Genomic DNA, 13,687 nt, shown 5'->3' with positions numbered 1-13,687 from the left:
TCTATCCTTCCAACGCGGCGACACCGGGGAGCGTCTTGCCCTCCATCCATTCAAGAAACGCGCCGCCCGCGGTGGAGATATAGGTGAAATCACCCTCATGCCCGCTCGCATTTACGGCGGCCACGGTGTCGCCACCGCCAGCGACGGAGACCAATTCGCCCGCCTTCGTCTGGCGCGCAATTTCGTCGAGCACGTCGAAGGTCGCTTTGTGGAACGGCGCCAGCTCAAACACGCCAAGCGGGCCATTCATAATCAGCGTCTTGGCGTCCTTCAGCACGCCCTTGATGTAGTCCACCGTCGTGGGTCCGGCATCAAGGATCATCTGATCCTCGGGGCAGGCGCCAGCGGCAACGGTCTGATGTTGTGCGTTTTCCTTGAACTCCTTGGCGACAACGATGTCGCGCGGCAGGATGATTTCGCAGCCGGTCGTCTTGGCCTTGGCGATGATGTCGCGCGCGGTGTTGGCCATCTCATGCTCGGCCAGCGATTTGCCCACGCCGATCCCCTGTGCTGCAAGGAAGGTGTTGGCCATGCCACCCCCGATCACCAGATGGTTGACCTTTTCCACGAGATTGCCCAGCAGGTCGAGCTTGGTCGACACCTTCGCCCCGCCAACGATCGCAACCACGGGGCGCTCTGGAGTGCCAAGGGCGGCTTCCAATGCGCTGAGCTCTTCTTGCATCAGGCGACCTGCGCAGGCCGGCAACAGCTTGGCGAGCGCTTCGGTCGAGGCATGCGCACGGTGCGCTGTCGAGAAGGCGTCGTTGACATAGACATCACCCAGCGAGGCGAGGCGTTGCGCGAAGCCTGCGTCATTGGCCTCTTCGCCCGGGTTGAAGCGCAGGTTTTCCAGCAAGGCGATGTCTCCGGCCTGCAGCGCCGCGATACGATCGCCGTAATTGCCGTCGATGAAGGCGATAGGCTGGTCGAGAATGTCGGACAGGGTCGGGACCACATGGCTCAGCGACATCTCCGGCACCACCTTGCCTTTGGGACGGCCGTAATGCGCCATCAGGATCGGTATGCCGCCCGCAGCCAGCACGTCGCGCACGGTGGGCACAATCCGGTCGATGCGGGTAGTGTCGGTGACATGGCCATCTTCCATGGGCACGTTGATGTCCACGCGGACCAAGACGCGTTTGCCGGTCAGGTCCATGTCGTCGAGTGTTTTCCAAGCCATCTGCGTGCCATCCCCGTTATATGCTTACGGCCCGCTTCTATAAGGAGCGGGCCGCGTGATCCAGTCATGTGATTTGAATATTTATGCCAAGATGAAGCCTAGAGGAGTTTGCCCATCGCAACGGCAGTGTCTGCCATACGGTTGGAGAAGCCCCATTCATTGTCATACCAGGTCAGGATGCGGACCATGCGGCCCTCCAGTACTTTGGTTTGATCCGCGGCAAAGATGGACGAGCGCGGGTCATGGTTGAAGTCGGAGCTGACCAGCTTTTTCTCGGTGTAGCCAAGGATGCCTTTCAGCGGGCCGCTTTCGGCGGCGGCGGACATCAAGGCATTGACTTCGTCCACCGTTGTGTCACGGCTGGCCTCGAATGTCAGATCAACGACCGAGACATTCGGAGTTGGCACGCGGATGGCCACACCGTCCAGCTTGCCGTCCAATTCGGGCAGCACGAGGCCCACGGCTTTGGCGGCACCGGTGGAGGTCGGGATCATCGACAAAGCTGCCGCGCGGGCGCGGTAGAGGTCCTTGTGCATCGTGTCCAGCGTCGGCTGGTCGCCGGTGTAACTGTGGATCGTGGTCATGAAGCCTTTGATGATGCCGATATTGTCTTGCAGCACGTGGACGACGGGCGAAAGGCAGTTGGTGGTGCAGGACGCATTGGAGACGACGATGTCGTCCTTGGTCAGGCTGTCATGGTTGACGCCATAGACGATGGTTTTGTCTGCATCTTTGCCGGGGGCAGAAATCAGCACGCGCGACGAGCCGTTTTCCAGATGGGCCTGACAGGCCTCTTTCGAGGTGAATATACCCGTGCATTCCATCACGATGTCCACGTCGCTCCATGGCAGATCGGCAGGGTTACGGATGGCGCTGACCTTGATCGGACCGCGGCCCACGTCGATGGTGTCCCCGTCAACCACAACTTCTTGCGGGAAGCGGCCATGCACAGAATCGTATTGCAGCAGGTGGGCGTTGGTCTCGACCGGCCCAAGATCGTTGATTGCGACGACCTCGATATCGGTGCGACCGCTTTCAATGATTGCACGCAGTACATTGCGACCGATGCGGCCAAATCCGTTGATGGCGACTTTAACTGACATGGGGGAGACCCTCCTGATGGGAGATTGGAAAACTTCTGTTACCGCTAACAATTACATTTTAGGGCAAAGGTCAAGCTTTGGGTCGTTAACAGAACGCAGTTGATGAGAAGGAATTTAGAGGGGGAATTGGCGCTCGGGCCTTAACGGGCGTGCACTGATTGACCAGTAAGGCCGTCTCCGGCTGCCCAGCCGTATGCTACCGCCAGAACGCGATATACTCGGTCAGGACCATTAGTTTGCGCCCCAAGAAAATGTGCAAATTCCACCCGAACACAAAAAAATCAGCGGCAAAGATGCCGCCGATCAATAGTACGAGAACAATTGCGATCTTGTCTGTCATCTAAGGCGCGGGCCCTCTGGGACTGGGATGTCAGAGGCGTCCCATTGCAGAGGCCACATCGGCCATGCGGCAGGAAAAGCCCCATTCGTTGTCATACCACGCCAATACCCGAACCGTGCGGCCGCCGACAACCTTTGTCTGGTCGGGCGCGAAAATCGAGGAGTAATTGGTGTGGTTGAAGTCGATGGAAACTTTTTGCTCGGGGTCGTAGCTGAGCACTGAGCCCATGTGACCAGCGGCGGCTTCACGGACAACCTCGTTCACATCTTCAACGGTGACGTCCTTGGACGCCTCAAACGTCAGATCCACGGCGGACACGTTCGGGGTCGGGACGCGCATCGCAGTGCCGTCCAGCTTGCCTGCCAGTTCGGGCAGCACTTCGCCCAGTGCCTTCGCCGCGCCGGTGGAGGTCGGGATCATCGCCATGGCGGCTGCCCGTGCGCGATAGAGGTCCGTGTGGCGGCGGTCCAGCGTTGGCTGGTCGCCGGTGTAGCTGTGGATCGTCGTCATGATCCCGCGCTCGATGCCAATGGCTTCATTCAGAACCTTGGCCAATGGTGCCAAACAGTTGGTGGTGCAGGAGCCGTTGGAAATGACTTTATGCTCCGGCAGCAGGTCGCGGTGGTTCACGCCGTAGACGATGGTGCGGTCGACATTGCTTGCAGGGGCGGAGATCAGCACCCGCTTGGCGCCGCGGGTCAGGTGGACTTCGGATTGTTCCTTGGAGTTGAACTTGCCGGTGCATTCCAACACGACGTCGACGCCGCTCCAGTCCAGCTCTTCCGGGTTGTAGGTCGAGAACACCTTCATCGGGCCACGGCCAATGTCCATCGTGTCGCCGTCAACGCGGACCTCTTGACCAAAGCGGCCATGAACGCTGTCGTATTTCAGCAAATGCGCGTTGGTTTCGATCGGGCCGGTGGCGTTAATGGCGACGACTTGAATGTCGTTGCGCGCGCTTTCGGCGATGTGGGCAAGTGTGCAACGGCCGATACGGCCAAACCCGTTAATGGCTACAGTTGTGGTCATGGTCACTGGTTCCTCTGCGCTCCGCTCAGTCTTGTTTGCGGGTATAAGGGGCGACACCACACATGGATAGCTTGTTTTGGCTTAAAAATGAGGCTGTTAGCGTTAACACGTCAACAATCCGCAGGCGCAGATTGCCGCAGTTTCCGTGTTAGCGTTAACGATCTGCCCGCGCGGAGACATTCAACCTGAGTCGACTCACTTCGCCACAAACACCAGACTGACGCCGTTCAGACAGTGGCGTTTCCCGGTCGGTGCAGGACCGTCGTCAAAAATGTGACCCAGATGGCTGCCGCAGCGGCGGCAATGCACCTCAGTGCGGGTAGTGAACAAGGTGTTGTCCGGTTTGGTTCCCACAGCGTTTTTCAGTGGAGCGGTGAAGCTCGGCCAGCCGGTGCCGGAATCATACTTGGTCCGCGACGCATAGAGCGGCAGATCACAGCCGCGACAGATGTATGTCCCCGCAGCTTTTTCGTCATTGAGCGGGCTGGTATAGGGGTTCTCCGTCTTCTCTTTGCGCATTACAAGGTACTGGGTCTCCGTCAGCATCGCGCGCCATTGCGCATCGGTGCGGGTGACTTCGAAAGATCCTGCGGCCTGTCCCGACGACGAGAAGCAAGCGGCAGCGCTGGCGCCAAGCAGAAAAGAGCGGCGGGTGGGGCTAATCATGGCTGGTTGTCCTTATGGCAGGCTGGTGGGGAAGGGCGGCCAAGAGTGGCCACCCTGATTTTTTAGGTGCAGCGAAACCGCGCTTATTTCGGAACGAGGACCGAGTTCACCACATGGATGACGCCATTGGATTGGTTGACGTCCTGAATGGTCATGCCAGCACCGTTGCCGCTTTCATCCACGATGTAGAGCTTGCCGCCTTTGATAGTGGCCGACAATGTGTCGCCGGATACGGTCAGGAACTGGTAAAAGCCGTTGTCGGATGCACGAACCTTGGCGGATATATCCGCAGCCGACATTTTGCCTGCAACCACATGGGCGGTCAGTACTTTGGTCAGCAGGGCTTTGTTTTCTGGCTTCAGCAATGTCTCGACGGTGCCGGCGGGCAGGGCGTCGAAGGCTGCATTTACGGGTGCGAAGACAGTGAAGGGACCCGCGCTTGCAAGTGTCTCGACCAGTCCGGCAGCTTTCACAGCGGCAACCAATGTCGTGTGATCGGCTGAGTTCACGGCGTTTTCGACAATGTTTTTCGACTCAAACATCGGCGCACCACCCACATTCGGATTAGCTGCGATTGCTGTTGCTGTGAGGGAAAGAGTTGCGGCGCTGGCGGCGAAGAAGTGTTTGATCATTGGTGTTGTCCTTTACATGGAGCAGGGCGAACTGCCCGGCTATGCAAGAACCCACGAGAACGGGATCAGATAAGTTTCACGTTGGTGCAAAAGAAAGCGATCACGTGTTCGCGACCGCTTTCAGAGATATCAGGCGCGCTTTGCCTCAAGCGCTTCTGCAAGCGCTTCGGACCGCGCTGCGATTTCCGCCAAAGTGTCGGTGACGGAGGCCGGAATGACGGGCACTTCAACCGTTTGCGGAGGGGAGGATTTCAGGCTCTCCAATTCGCGGCGCATCTTATCAAGCCGGTCTTCGGCCGCACGCAGGTCTTCTTCGACGCCTGCGGTTTTATCCGCCAGCATCAAGCCCGCCATCAGCAACATACGGGTTTCCGGCATGCGCCCGATCTGGTCGGCCAACACGCTGGCTTCGTTGTCGAGCAGCTTGGCGGCGGTTTGCAGGAAATGCTCTTCGCCGGTTTGGCATGCCACTTGGAAGGTGCGGCCTCCGATGTCGATGTTGATCTCGGGCATGGCTTATCCCTCCTTAACCAGTGGTGCGATTTCGCTCAGAATATCGTCAAGCTCCGCCAGGTCGGCAGTGCGGGCGGCGTGGAGCGCCTCGTTCTCGGTTTCAAGCGCTGTGTTGATGGCGGCATCCGCCCCTTGGTGTTCCGCATTTGCGCCACGCAGTTGTTTGTTGGTTTCGCGCAACGCCCCCATGACGGCTTGCAGGCGCTTGTTTTCGCTGTCCATGAATTCCAGCCTGTCGGTCAGGCGGGCCACACGGGTCTCCAGACGCTCGATGCGGGCAAGGTTCTGCTGGCCGGACTCGACCAGTCGCGCGTTCGTGTCCCGCTCGATTTCAAGCTCTTCCACCATATCGGCATCCGGGGCCGCTGGTGCGCTGGCAATCTGGTCGGCGCTGTACTCAATTCTGTCCAACGCAGTGATAATGCGCTGCTCCAGCTCGGTGACGTCAGTCATATTTATCCCTCGTCTCGTTGGAGGATCCAAAGACGGGGTATCCCGTCACGAATCAACTCCGTGCCTCACAGGCTTGATTTTAACCATAGATTGCGCCGAATGCCTCCCCTTTAAGCTGTGATCGCGGTTACGGGGCGTCTGCCACGGCTTGAACTTCGCGCCAACGCTGGTATCACCGCGGTCGATACGCACCGCCTTATAAGGATCAGAGCCTTGGATATTGCAGCCCTGCGCAAAGCCCACCCCGAACATTGGATGCGCGCAGCCGCCATCCGTACGCTGACACTGGATGCCGTTGCGGCGGCAAATTCCGGCCACTCCGGCATGCCTATGGGCATGGCTGACGTGGCGACGGTCCTGTTCGAGAAGCATTTGAAGTTTGACGCCTCCGCGCCCGAATGGCCGGATCGCGACCGCTTCATCCTGTCTGCGGGCCACGGCTCCATGCTGATCTATTCGCTGCTGCACCTCACCGGATATTCTGACATGACGCTGGAGCAGATCAAGAACTTCCGCCAGTTGGGCGCGATTACTGCGGGCCATCCCGAATACGGTCACGCCAAGGGCGTCGAGACCACAACCGGCCCATTGGGGCAAGGCATCGCCAACTCGGTCGGCTTCGCGCTTGCCGAGGAAAACCAGCGCGCACGGTTCGGCAAGAAGATCGTTGACCACTATACCTATTGCATCGCCGGTGACGGCTGCCTGATGGAGGGCGTCAGCCAGGAAGCCATCAGCCTTGCAGGTCGCCACGAGCTGGGGCGCCTTGTTGTGTTCTGGGACAACAACAACATCACCATCGACGGCAAAGTCGATCTGTCGGACCGCACCGATCAGGTTATGCGCTTTAAGGCGTCCGGCTGGCATGTGCAGGAAATCGACGGCCACGATCCCGAACAGATCGACGCCGCCATCGAGAAGGCGAAGAAAACCAAAAAGCCGTCGATGATCGCGTGCAAAACGCATATCGCGCTTGGCTCATCGGCGCAGGACACCTCCAAGGGTCACGGCGCGCTGACCTCGGACGAGCTGATCCGCGACACCAAAGTGGCCTATGGCTGGAGCTATGGCCCGTTTGAAATCCCGTCCGACGTGAAATCCCAGTGGGAGGACATCGGCAAGCGCGGGGCCGACGACCGCAAGGCGTGGGAGACGCGCCTCGGTGAGGTTTCCGGCTCCAAGCAGAAAGAGTTTGCCCGTTGCTATGCAGGGGATGCTCCGAAAAAGCTGTCGGCGACTATCAAGGCGTTGAAAAAGCAGATCAGCGAAACAGCACCGAAAGTTGCGACCCGCAAGGCGTCCGAAATGGCGCTGGAAGTGATCAATCCGATCATGCAGGAAACCTTCGGTGGCTCGGCTGACCTAACGGGATCCAACAACACGCTGACCGCTGATATGGGCGTCTTTGACACGGACAACCGCAAGGGCCGTTACATGTATTACGGCATCCGCGAGCACGGCATGGCAGCCGCGATGAACGGCATGGCTTTGCATGGCGGAACAAAGGCTTATGGCGGGACATTCATGTGTTTCACCGACTACGCCCGTGGTGCGATGCGTCTGTCCGCTTTGATGGGAATTCCGGTGACCTATGTGATGACCCATGACAGCATCGGTCTTGGCGAAGACGGCCCGACCCACCAACCGGTCGAACACCTCGCCATGTTGCGCGCGACGCCAAACACCAACGTTTTCCGCCCTGCGGATGCGGTGGAAACAGCCGAGGCGTGGGAATTGGCGCTGACATCAAAATCGACGCCATCGGTTCTGGCGCTGTCACGTCAAAACCTGCCCACCGTGCGGACTGACCACACGTTGAAAAACCAGACCGCCATGGGTGCCTATGTCTTGGCCGAGGCCGAGAGTAAGCGTCAGGCGATCATCATGGCGACCGGTTCCGAGGTGGAAATCGCCTTGGCCGCGCGTGAATTGCTGGAGGCCGAAGGCATCGGCACCCGCGTCGTATCCATGCCCTGCTGGGAGTTGTTCGAGGCGCAGGACGAGAAGTACCGCCGTAAGGTGCTGCCCGCCGGTCCGGTGCGCGTCGCGGTCGAGGCCGCTATCGGTTTCGGCTGGGACAAATGGCTGCTGGGCGAGCGCGGTAAAACCGGCAAAGCAGGCTTTGTCGGCATGGAAAGCTTCGGGGCTTCTGCACCGGCTGACGAGCTTTACGCGCATTTCGGCATCACCGCGCAAGGTGTCGCTGATAAGGTGAAGAGTTTGCTCTAAGTCACTCGACAAGAATAAAAAAGCCCGGCGAAGCGATGTTTCAGACGGGCTTTTTTTGTTGGTCACAAACTGCTTTAGGAATTCATCTCTCGAAACTGATCGGCAGCGGCCTCGTCGAACGGGACCTTCTTTGATTTAAGGATTTTATCCAAATCCTTGGATTTCAGGAAGGTCCCCATATTGAAGCTGTCGCAGATGAACTGCCCGTCAATGAACAGCTGTGCCAATTGCTCCCATTCCGACCGCTTTTGCAGAGCAGGCAACAGGCGCGGGTCGCGGCTGACGTCGACGGGATGGAACGCGATCTTAATTGACGAAAGCAGATTTCGAGCCGCCATCGATTCCGCGTCCGCCGGCGCTTCGACCGTGCCGTTCATGAATAAAACCACGCGATGCTTAGAGAAGACATCATTCAGGTAGTCTTCAATTTCATCGCTCATGGCTAAAGCCCCTTCAGGTGTTGTGTTCGCGGATTTTGTTGGCCGCGTCCTTGTCGAAGCTTACACCGTTTTGCTCCAGCAGGGTATCCAGCTCGCCCGACAGGGTCATTTCGGTGATGATATCGCAGCCGCCGACGAATTCGCCTTTGACGTAAAGCTGCGGGATTGTTGGCCAGTCCGAGAATTCCTTGATGCCAGAGCGGATGGCGTCATCCGCCAGCACGTTCACGTCTTTGTACTGGACGCCCATGTAGTTCAGAACACCCGCCACTTTGGACGAGAATCCGCATTGCGGCATCTCAGAGGTGCCTTTCATGAACAGCACCACGTCGTTGCTGGTCACGGTGTCTTTGATTTGTGCGTTTGCGTCAGTCATATCTTACTCCGGTGCTTTCGTTGTAAGGGCCAGCGCGTGCAATTCGCCGCTGTCCACTTTGTCTTTCACAGCTGCCATTACCGCACGTTGTTGCTGCACACGGTTCTGGCCTTTAAAACTCTCGTCCACCACCAGCGCAGAGAAATGCGCGCCATCGTCGCCATGCACTTCAATTTGCGCGTTGGGAAAGCTCACGCGGATCAAGTCCTCGATGTCATTGGGTTGCATGGGCTTAAGGCTCCTGTCAGGGGATCGTCGTTAATAGGAAAGTAGGCAGCCGAAGGTTGGGTGACAACCCACGTTCACGCGACGGCGGCCTCAAAGCTTGTGTGGTAGGTTTCCGACAACTCGGCCAACGGGGCAGAGGACGCTCCGATTGTGACCGCATCGCCACCGAATTTGCCGATGGTGGTGAGGGTTACGCCAGCCTGTCCGGCAGCGATCATCAGAGCCTCGGCCTTGTCGAAAGAACAGCCGATGAGGTAGCGGGCCTGATCCTCGCCGAAGGCGGCTTGCGTGTTGTCATCGTCCAGCGTCACGCCCACGCCAGCGGCGTCGGCCATCTCGAACGCGGCCACAGCCACGCCGCCATCGGACACATCGGTGCAGACGTCGATCCATTCACGTTGCGCGCGGATGAAGTCACCGTTGCGTTTTTCGGCGTCCAAATCGACATGCGGCGCGTCGCCGTCCTCGCGGTTGAACACTTCTGCCAGCAAGGCGGACTGGCCCAGATGGCCTTCCGCGTCGCCAACCATCAACAAGACATGACCGTCGCGAACGGTGCCTGCGATGATGTCGTCCAGATGTTTGATCAGACCGACCGCACCAATCGTCGGGGTCGGCAGGATGCCGGTGCCGTCGGTTTCGTTATAGAGCGAGACGTTGCCCGACACGATGGGCATGTCCAGCGCTTTAACGGCAAGCCCTATGCCTTTGATCGCGCCCACGAATTGCCCCATGATCTCGGGCTTCTCGGGGTTGCCGAAGTTCATGTTGTCGGTGGTCGCCAACGGCACCGCGCCCACGGCGGTCAGGTTGCGGTAGGCTTCCGCCACCGCCTGTTTGCCGCCCTCGACTGGGTTCGCCTTGACGTAGCGCGGGGTCACGTCGGACGTGAACGCCAGCGCCTTGTCGGTGCCGTGCACCCGCACGATACCAGCACCTGCGCCCGGGGCGTTGATGGTGTCGGCCATGACTTGGCTGTCATATTGCTCCCACACCCATTGCTTGCGCGCATAGTTCGGGCTGGACAGAAGCATGCGCAGCGCGTCGATGGCGTCGACCTGCGGGATGTCCTCCAGCGGCGCGGCGGCAGGGGTTGCCACCCAAGGGCGGTCATATTCGGGCGCAGAGCCGGACAGCGTCTTCAGCGGCAGGTCGGCTTTGACCTCGTTGTTGTGCAGGATCAGGAATCGGTCCTCGTCGATGGTCTCGCCGACGATGGCAAAATCTAGGTCCCATTTCTCGAACACCGCGCGGGCCTCGGCCTCAAGCTCGGGTTTGAGGACCATCAACATGCGCTCCTGAGACTCGGATAGCATCATTTCATAGGCGCTCATGTTCTCTTCGCGTTGCGGGACTTTTTCGAGGAACAGTTTGACGCCCAAGCCGCCCTTGTCGCCCATCTCCACGGCAGAACACGTCAAGCCAGCAGCCCCCATATCCTGAATGGAGATAACAGCGCCGGTCGCCATCAGCTCCAGCGTGGCTTCCATCAGACGTTTTTCAGTAAATGGATCGCCGACCTGCACGGTGGGGCGTTTGTCTTCGATGGTGTCGTCGAACTCGGCCGAGGCCATGGTCGCGCCGCCAACCCCGTCACGGCCGGTTTTGGCACCCAGATAAACCACGGGCATACCGACGCCGGAGGCCGCCGAGTAGAAAATCTTGTCCGTATCCGCGATGCCCGCCGCAAAGGCGTTCACCAGACAGTTGCCGTTATAGGCAGGGTGGAAGCGGACTTCACCGCCCACGGTCGGCACGCCAAAGCAGTTGCCGTAGCCGCCAACGCCCGCGACCACGCCGTTGACCAGTTGCTTGGTTTTGGGGTGGTCCGGCTCGCCGAAGCTAAGGCTGTTCATCGCCGCAATCGGGCGCGCGCCCATGGTGAACACATCCCTAAGAATGCCGCCCACACCGGTCGCAGCGCCTTGGTAGGGCTCGATATAGGAGGGGTGGTTGTGGCTCTCCATCTTGAAGACGACGCATTGGCCATCGCCGATATCCACGATGCCTGCGTTCTCTCCGGGTCCACAAATCACTTGCGGGCCTTCGGTGGGCAGCGTGCGCAGCCATTTCTTGGAGGATTTGTAGGAGCAATGCTCGTTCCACATGGCCGAGAAGATGCCGAGCTCGGTGAAAGTCGGTTCGCGGCCGATGATCTCGAGGATACGTTGGTATTCGTCAGGCGAAAGCCCGTGCGCCGCAATCAGATCATCTGTGATGTGTGGTTCCTGCATGCCGTGAATTCCCCAGATCATTTCTGCTTTCGCATCTCATATTGCAGCAAAGCCGCAGGGGAAAGAGGGAATGGGGCGTTCTTGGGTGAGGTTTGGGCAGCCAGCGATGTTCAAAGTCGCAAAGTCATTACATCGCGCCGGCCAATTTTCGTGAACTTGGCGGTCATTGTTGTAGCGGCCACTCTACGATACATTTTGTCAAAGACACCTAGTCAGATAGTTCTCGTTTAAGAAACCGACATCGTGGGGGCATGTAGATCCATAGAGTATGGCGATATGTGACTGAACATTGGTACGGAGAGCATGGGCTGGTATGGTCCTTCTGGATCAACCTAGTCCTAATTCGCGTTCTGATATTCATGTTGCAAGGATGGATTGGCCCTGAAAAGGGGCAAGATTTCCACGACAACTGGGTACCGGTCCTTCTTTTCGTTTTGTTCTTTCACGGAATCCTTTTTGTCTGGCAGGCCGTCGGGGTAGTTCGTGCCTCCGAGGCCCATATACGAACCTTAGGGGCTATGGCCCCTGTTTGGGGTGCGCAGCTGGGTTTGATCGTGGCTTTCCTTTGGGTCACCGTCCACCTGCACGAAGCTTGGCAGATGACACTACCGATTCCAGATACGCGGAAACTTCAGGCTGATTTTGAAGCTGAACGGGCAGCGAAATACAGCATCGAACCAACTGTTGACGGGCGGTCCCTGACACTAACCGGCTCATTGGAGCTGGGAATTGTCGACCACCTAAAAAAGCGGCTCGAAGCGTCTCCGAATGTCGAACAGATCGTACTGAACAGCTCAGGTGGCAATATCTACCAAGCCAGAGGATTGGCAAATACAATCGGGCAAAATGGTTTGAACACATTGGTTCTCTTTGAATGCAACTCGGCGTGCACAACTGTTTTCATCGGTGGTGCCGAACGACAGCTGGCGCCCGGTGCCAGACTTGGCTTCCACCAATATCGGATTGATGCTGCCTATACTGTTTTGAATGCGAACCTGGTGCGGGAGCAGGAGCGGGACCGTGCATACTTTCTGCGATCCGGGGTTGCGGCTTGGTTCATTGACAAGATGTTCGACAGTCAGGCTTCGGAAATGTGGTATCCGGATTTGTCCGAACTGATTGATGCGCGCGTTGTAACTGGTGTGGCGCCCTAGTGTTGGATCAAAAAAAAGGCCGAGCATAAAGCTCGGCCGAAGTCCAACAGGGAGGTGGGAGACACTAGGTGTTTCCCATGACCAAGAACTAGGCACCCGAACCGTTCGGTTCAAGAAAAATAGGCAGTTTTTAAAGCATATCCGCTATGCGTCCAGCGCATATCAAGCTCTAAATCACTCTTTATCAACCATTTGCGCGCGTTTCTTTTGCTCGCCGATCTGCTCCAGAACAAAGTCACGGAATGCCGATATCCGCTTGGACTGCCGCAACTCTTCGGGAAACGCCAAAAATACAGGAACAGCGTTCGATTCGACTTCCGGTAGCACACGCACCAGTTCCGCATCGTCGATTGCGACGTAATCGGGCAATACGCCAATGCCCAAGCCATTGCGCACGGCCTGCAAACATCCAAAGTAATTGTTTACTGTCAGAACGTTCGGCAGGTCATAACTCATCAATTCCCGCACCAGGGTTGCACCTGCGGACACTTGCTCCGAATTGACGTTCTGACAAATCAGACGGTGCTCCGGCAGATCTTCCATAGTCTCAGGGATGTCGTGAGTGGTCAGGTAGTCGCGCGACGCGTAAAGCCGCATCCGCACCGACATCAGCCGTTTGCGGACAAGATCAGCCTGCGAGGGCTCTTTCATACGGATCGCCACATCGGCCTCGCGCATGGGCAGGTCAAGGACCCGCTCGTCCAGCATCAGATTGATATTGAGGTCGGGGTATTTATCGTACAGCCGTGATAGGCGCGGCGCGAGCCAGAGAGAGCCGAAACCGATTGTCGTGGTGATCCGCAACTCGCCGAATACCTCTTCTTCGCTGTCGCGAATACGGGCCGAGGCCGCGTCAAGGCGCTTGGTCATGGCGCGGGTCGCGTCAAATAACAGCTCGCCTTGTTCGGTCAGAATCAGACCGCGGGCGTGGCGGTGGAAAAGGGTTGTGTTGAGGGATTCTTCAAGCGCGCGCACTTGTCGCGACACTGCAGATTGTGACAGGTGCAGGGTATCACCGGCATGTGTTAAGCTGCCTGCATCGGCCACCGCGTGAAAAATTCGCAACTTGTCCCAATCCATAAAGGACCCACTTTCTTACTGAAATGCGTT

15 protein-coding genes are annotated in these 13,687 nt (G+C 58.1%); 2 read left to right on the top strand and 13 right to left on the bottom strand.

Annotated elements, in window-relative coordinates; all coding sequences use genetic code 11:
- Position 1: 1 nt before the first annotated feature.
- The 8 genes from BDE40_RS06585 to BDE40_RS06555 all read right to left on the bottom strand — a co-directional run bounded on the left by BDE40_RS06585 (position 2) and on the right by BDE40_RS06555 (position 5,916).
- A complete protein-coding gene (locus BDE40_RS06585; RefSeq protein ID WP_134013619.1) occupies positions 2 to 1,180 on the bottom strand; it encodes a phosphoglycerate kinase in 1,179 nt (392 codons plus the stop codon).
- A gap of 98 nt (positions 1,181 to 1,278) precedes the next feature.
- Positions 1,279 to 2,283 carry a type I glyceraldehyde-3-phosphate dehydrogenase gene (gene gap / locus BDE40_RS06580; protein WP_134013618.1) on the bottom strand — a complete coding sequence of 335 codons (1,005 nt, stop codon included), beginning with the start codon at positions 2,281 to 2,283 and terminating at the stop codon, positions 1,279 to 1,281.
- A gap of 196 nt (positions 2,284 to 2,479) precedes the next feature.
- A complete protein-coding gene (locus BDE40_RS18180; protein WP_162848038.1) occupies positions 2,480 to 2,623 on the bottom strand; it encodes a hypothetical protein in 144 nt (47 codons plus the stop codon).
- 30 nt (positions 2,624 to 2,653) lie between these two features.
- Positions 2,654 to 3,652 (bottom strand): type I glyceraldehyde-3-phosphate dehydrogenase, encoded by a 999-nt coding sequence (gene gap, locus BDE40_RS06575; protein WP_134013617.1) that lies wholly within the window; start codon positions 3,650 to 3,652, stop codon positions 2,654 to 2,656.
- A 195-nt stretch (positions 3,653 to 3,847) separates the two neighbouring features.
- Complete coding sequence (gene msrB / locus BDE40_RS06570) at positions 3,848 to 4,318, bottom strand: peptide-methionine (R)-S-oxide reductase MsrB (protein ID WP_134013616.1); 471 nt, start codon at positions 4,316 to 4,318, stop codon at positions 3,848 to 3,850.
- A gap of 83 nt (positions 4,319 to 4,401) precedes the next feature.
- Entirely contained in the window at positions 4,402 to 4,950 is a 549-nt protein-coding gene (locus tag BDE40_RS06565; protein ID WP_134013615.1) for a fasciclin domain-containing protein, read from the bottom strand.
- Between the two features lie 129 nt (positions 4,951 to 5,079).
- The gene (locus BDE40_RS06560; protein ID WP_073138989.1) at positions 5,080 to 5,463 is read right to left on the bottom strand and encodes a cell division protein ZapA; all 384 of its coding nucleotides are present in this window, start codon (positions 5,461 to 5,463) and stop codon (positions 5,080 to 5,082) included.
- Between the two features lie 3 nt (positions 5,464 to 5,466).
- Positions 5,467 to 5,916, bottom strand: coding sequence for a hypothetical protein (locus tag BDE40_RS06555; RefSeq protein ID WP_134013614.1), 450 nt, complete (start codon positions 5,914 to 5,916; stop codon positions 5,467 to 5,469).
- 213 nt (positions 5,917 to 6,129) lie between these two features.
- Here BDE40_RS06555 and tkt point away from each other — a divergent pair, with 213 nt between their 5' ends.
- Positions 6,130 to 8,145: a transketolase gene (tkt, locus tag BDE40_RS06550; protein ID WP_134013613.1), complete on the top strand. Its 2,016-nt coding sequence runs from the start codon at positions 6,130 to 6,132 to the stop codon at positions 8,143 to 8,145.
- Positions 8,146 to 8,219: 74 nt separating this feature from the next.
- Here the strand turns inward: tkt and BDE40_RS06545 are convergent, their stop codons facing one another.
- From BDE40_RS06545 to purL, 4 genes are all read right to left on the bottom strand, one after another.
- Positions 8,220 to 8,585 carry a glutaredoxin domain-containing protein gene (locus tag BDE40_RS06545; RefSeq protein ID WP_134013612.1) on the bottom strand — a complete coding sequence of 122 codons (366 nt, stop codon included), beginning with the start codon at positions 8,583 to 8,585 and terminating at the stop codon, positions 8,220 to 8,222.
- 13 nt (positions 8,586 to 8,598) lie between these two features.
- A complete protein-coding gene (gene grxD / locus BDE40_RS06540) occupies positions 8,599 to 8,961 on the bottom strand; it encodes a Grx4 family monothiol glutaredoxin (protein ID WP_134013611.1) in 363 nt (120 codons plus the stop codon).
- Positions 8,962 to 8,964: 3 nt separating this feature from the next.
- Positions 8,965 to 9,189 (bottom strand): BolA family protein, encoded by a 225-nt coding sequence (locus BDE40_RS06535; RefSeq protein ID WP_134013610.1) that lies wholly within the window; start codon positions 9,187 to 9,189, stop codon positions 8,965 to 8,967.
- Between the two features lie 74 nt (positions 9,190 to 9,263).
- The gene (gene purL / locus BDE40_RS06530; protein ID WP_134013609.1) at positions 9,264 to 11,423 is read right to left on the bottom strand and encodes a phosphoribosylformylglycinamidine synthase subunit PurL; all 2,160 of its coding nucleotides are present in this window, start codon (positions 11,421 to 11,423) and stop codon (positions 9,264 to 9,266) included.
- 359 nt (positions 11,424 to 11,782) lie between these two features.
- Between purL and BDE40_RS06525 the strand changes: the two genes are divergently transcribed.
- Positions 11,783 to 12,577 carry a COG3904 family protein gene (locus BDE40_RS06525; protein ID WP_162848037.1) on the top strand — a complete coding sequence of 265 codons (795 nt, stop codon included), beginning with the start codon at positions 11,783 to 11,785 and terminating at the stop codon, positions 12,575 to 12,577.
- Between the two features lie 174 nt (positions 12,578 to 12,751).
- Here the strand turns inward: BDE40_RS06525 and BDE40_RS06520 are convergent, their stop codons facing one another.
- On the bottom strand, positions 12,752 to 13,657 hold the full coding sequence (locus tag BDE40_RS06520; RefSeq protein ID WP_134013607.1) for a LysR family transcriptional regulator: 906 nt from the start codon (positions 13,655 to 13,657) through the stop codon (positions 12,752 to 12,754).
- Positions 13,658 to 13,687: the final 30 nt, after the last annotated feature.

The organism is Litoreibacter halocynthiae, from assembly GCF_004365635.1.
GTDB classification, from domain to species: domain Bacteria; phylum Pseudomonadota; class Alphaproteobacteria; order Rhodobacterales; family Rhodobacteraceae; genus Litoreibacter; species Litoreibacter halocynthiae.
The sequence above is the reverse complement of the archived record's forward strand: the minus strand, read 5'-3'. Positions and strand labels throughout refer to the sequence as shown.

What these genes read in the sequence shown, in the direction of transcription:
- gap (WP_134013617.1), bottom strand. Translation starts at nt 3,652, where the DNA reads ATGACCACAACTGTAGCCATTAACGGGTTTGGCCGTATCGGCCGTTGC.
- BDE40_RS06520 (WP_134013607.1), bottom strand. Translation starts at nt 13,657, where the DNA reads ATGGATTGGGACAAGTTGCGAATTTTTCACGCGGTGGCCGATGCAGGC.
- BDE40_RS18180 (WP_162848038.1), bottom strand. Translation starts at nt 2,623, where the DNA reads ATGACAGACAAGATCGCAATTGTTCTCGTACTATTGATCGGCGGCATC.
- purL (WP_134013609.1), bottom strand. Translation starts at nt 11,423, where the DNA reads ATGCAGGAACCACACATCACAGATGATCTGATTGCGGCGCACGGGCTT.
- BDE40_RS06585 (WP_134013619.1), bottom strand. Translation starts at nt 1,180, where the DNA reads ATGGCTTGGAAAACACTCGACGACATGGACCTGACCGGCAAACGCGTC.
- gap (WP_134013618.1), bottom strand. Translation starts at nt 2,283, where the DNA reads ATGTCAGTTAAAGTCGCCATCAACGGATTTGGCCGCATCGGTCGCAAT.
- BDE40_RS06525 (WP_162848037.1), top strand. Translation starts at nt 11,783, where the DNA reads ATGTTGCAAGGATGGATTGGCCCTGAAAAGGGGCAAGATTTCCACGAC.
- BDE40_RS06565 (WP_134013615.1), bottom strand. Translation starts at nt 4,950, where the DNA reads ATGATCAAACACTTCTTCGCCGCCAGCGCCGCAACTCTTTCCCTCACA.
- BDE40_RS06560 (WP_073138989.1), bottom strand. Translation starts at nt 5,463, where the DNA reads ATGCCCGAGATCAACATCGACATCGGAGGCCGCACCTTCCAAGTGGCA.
- msrB (WP_134013616.1), bottom strand. Translation starts at nt 4,318, where the DNA reads ATGATTAGCCCCACCCGCCGCTCTTTTCTGCTTGGCGCCAGCGCTGCC.
- BDE40_RS06545 (WP_134013612.1), bottom strand. Translation starts at nt 8,585, where the DNA reads ATGAGCGATGAAATTGAAGACTACCTGAATGATGTCTTCTCTAAGCAT.
- BDE40_RS06535 (WP_134013610.1), bottom strand. Translation starts at nt 9,189, where the DNA reads ATGCAACCCAATGACATCGAGGACTTGATCCGCGTGAGCTTTCCCAAC.
- grxD (WP_134013611.1), bottom strand. Translation starts at nt 8,961, where the DNA reads ATGACTGACGCAAACGCACAAATCAAAGACACCGTGACCAGCAACGAC.
- BDE40_RS06555 (WP_134013614.1), bottom strand. Translation starts at nt 5,916, where the DNA reads ATGACTGACGTCACCGAGCTGGAGCAGCGCATTATCACTGCGTTGGAC.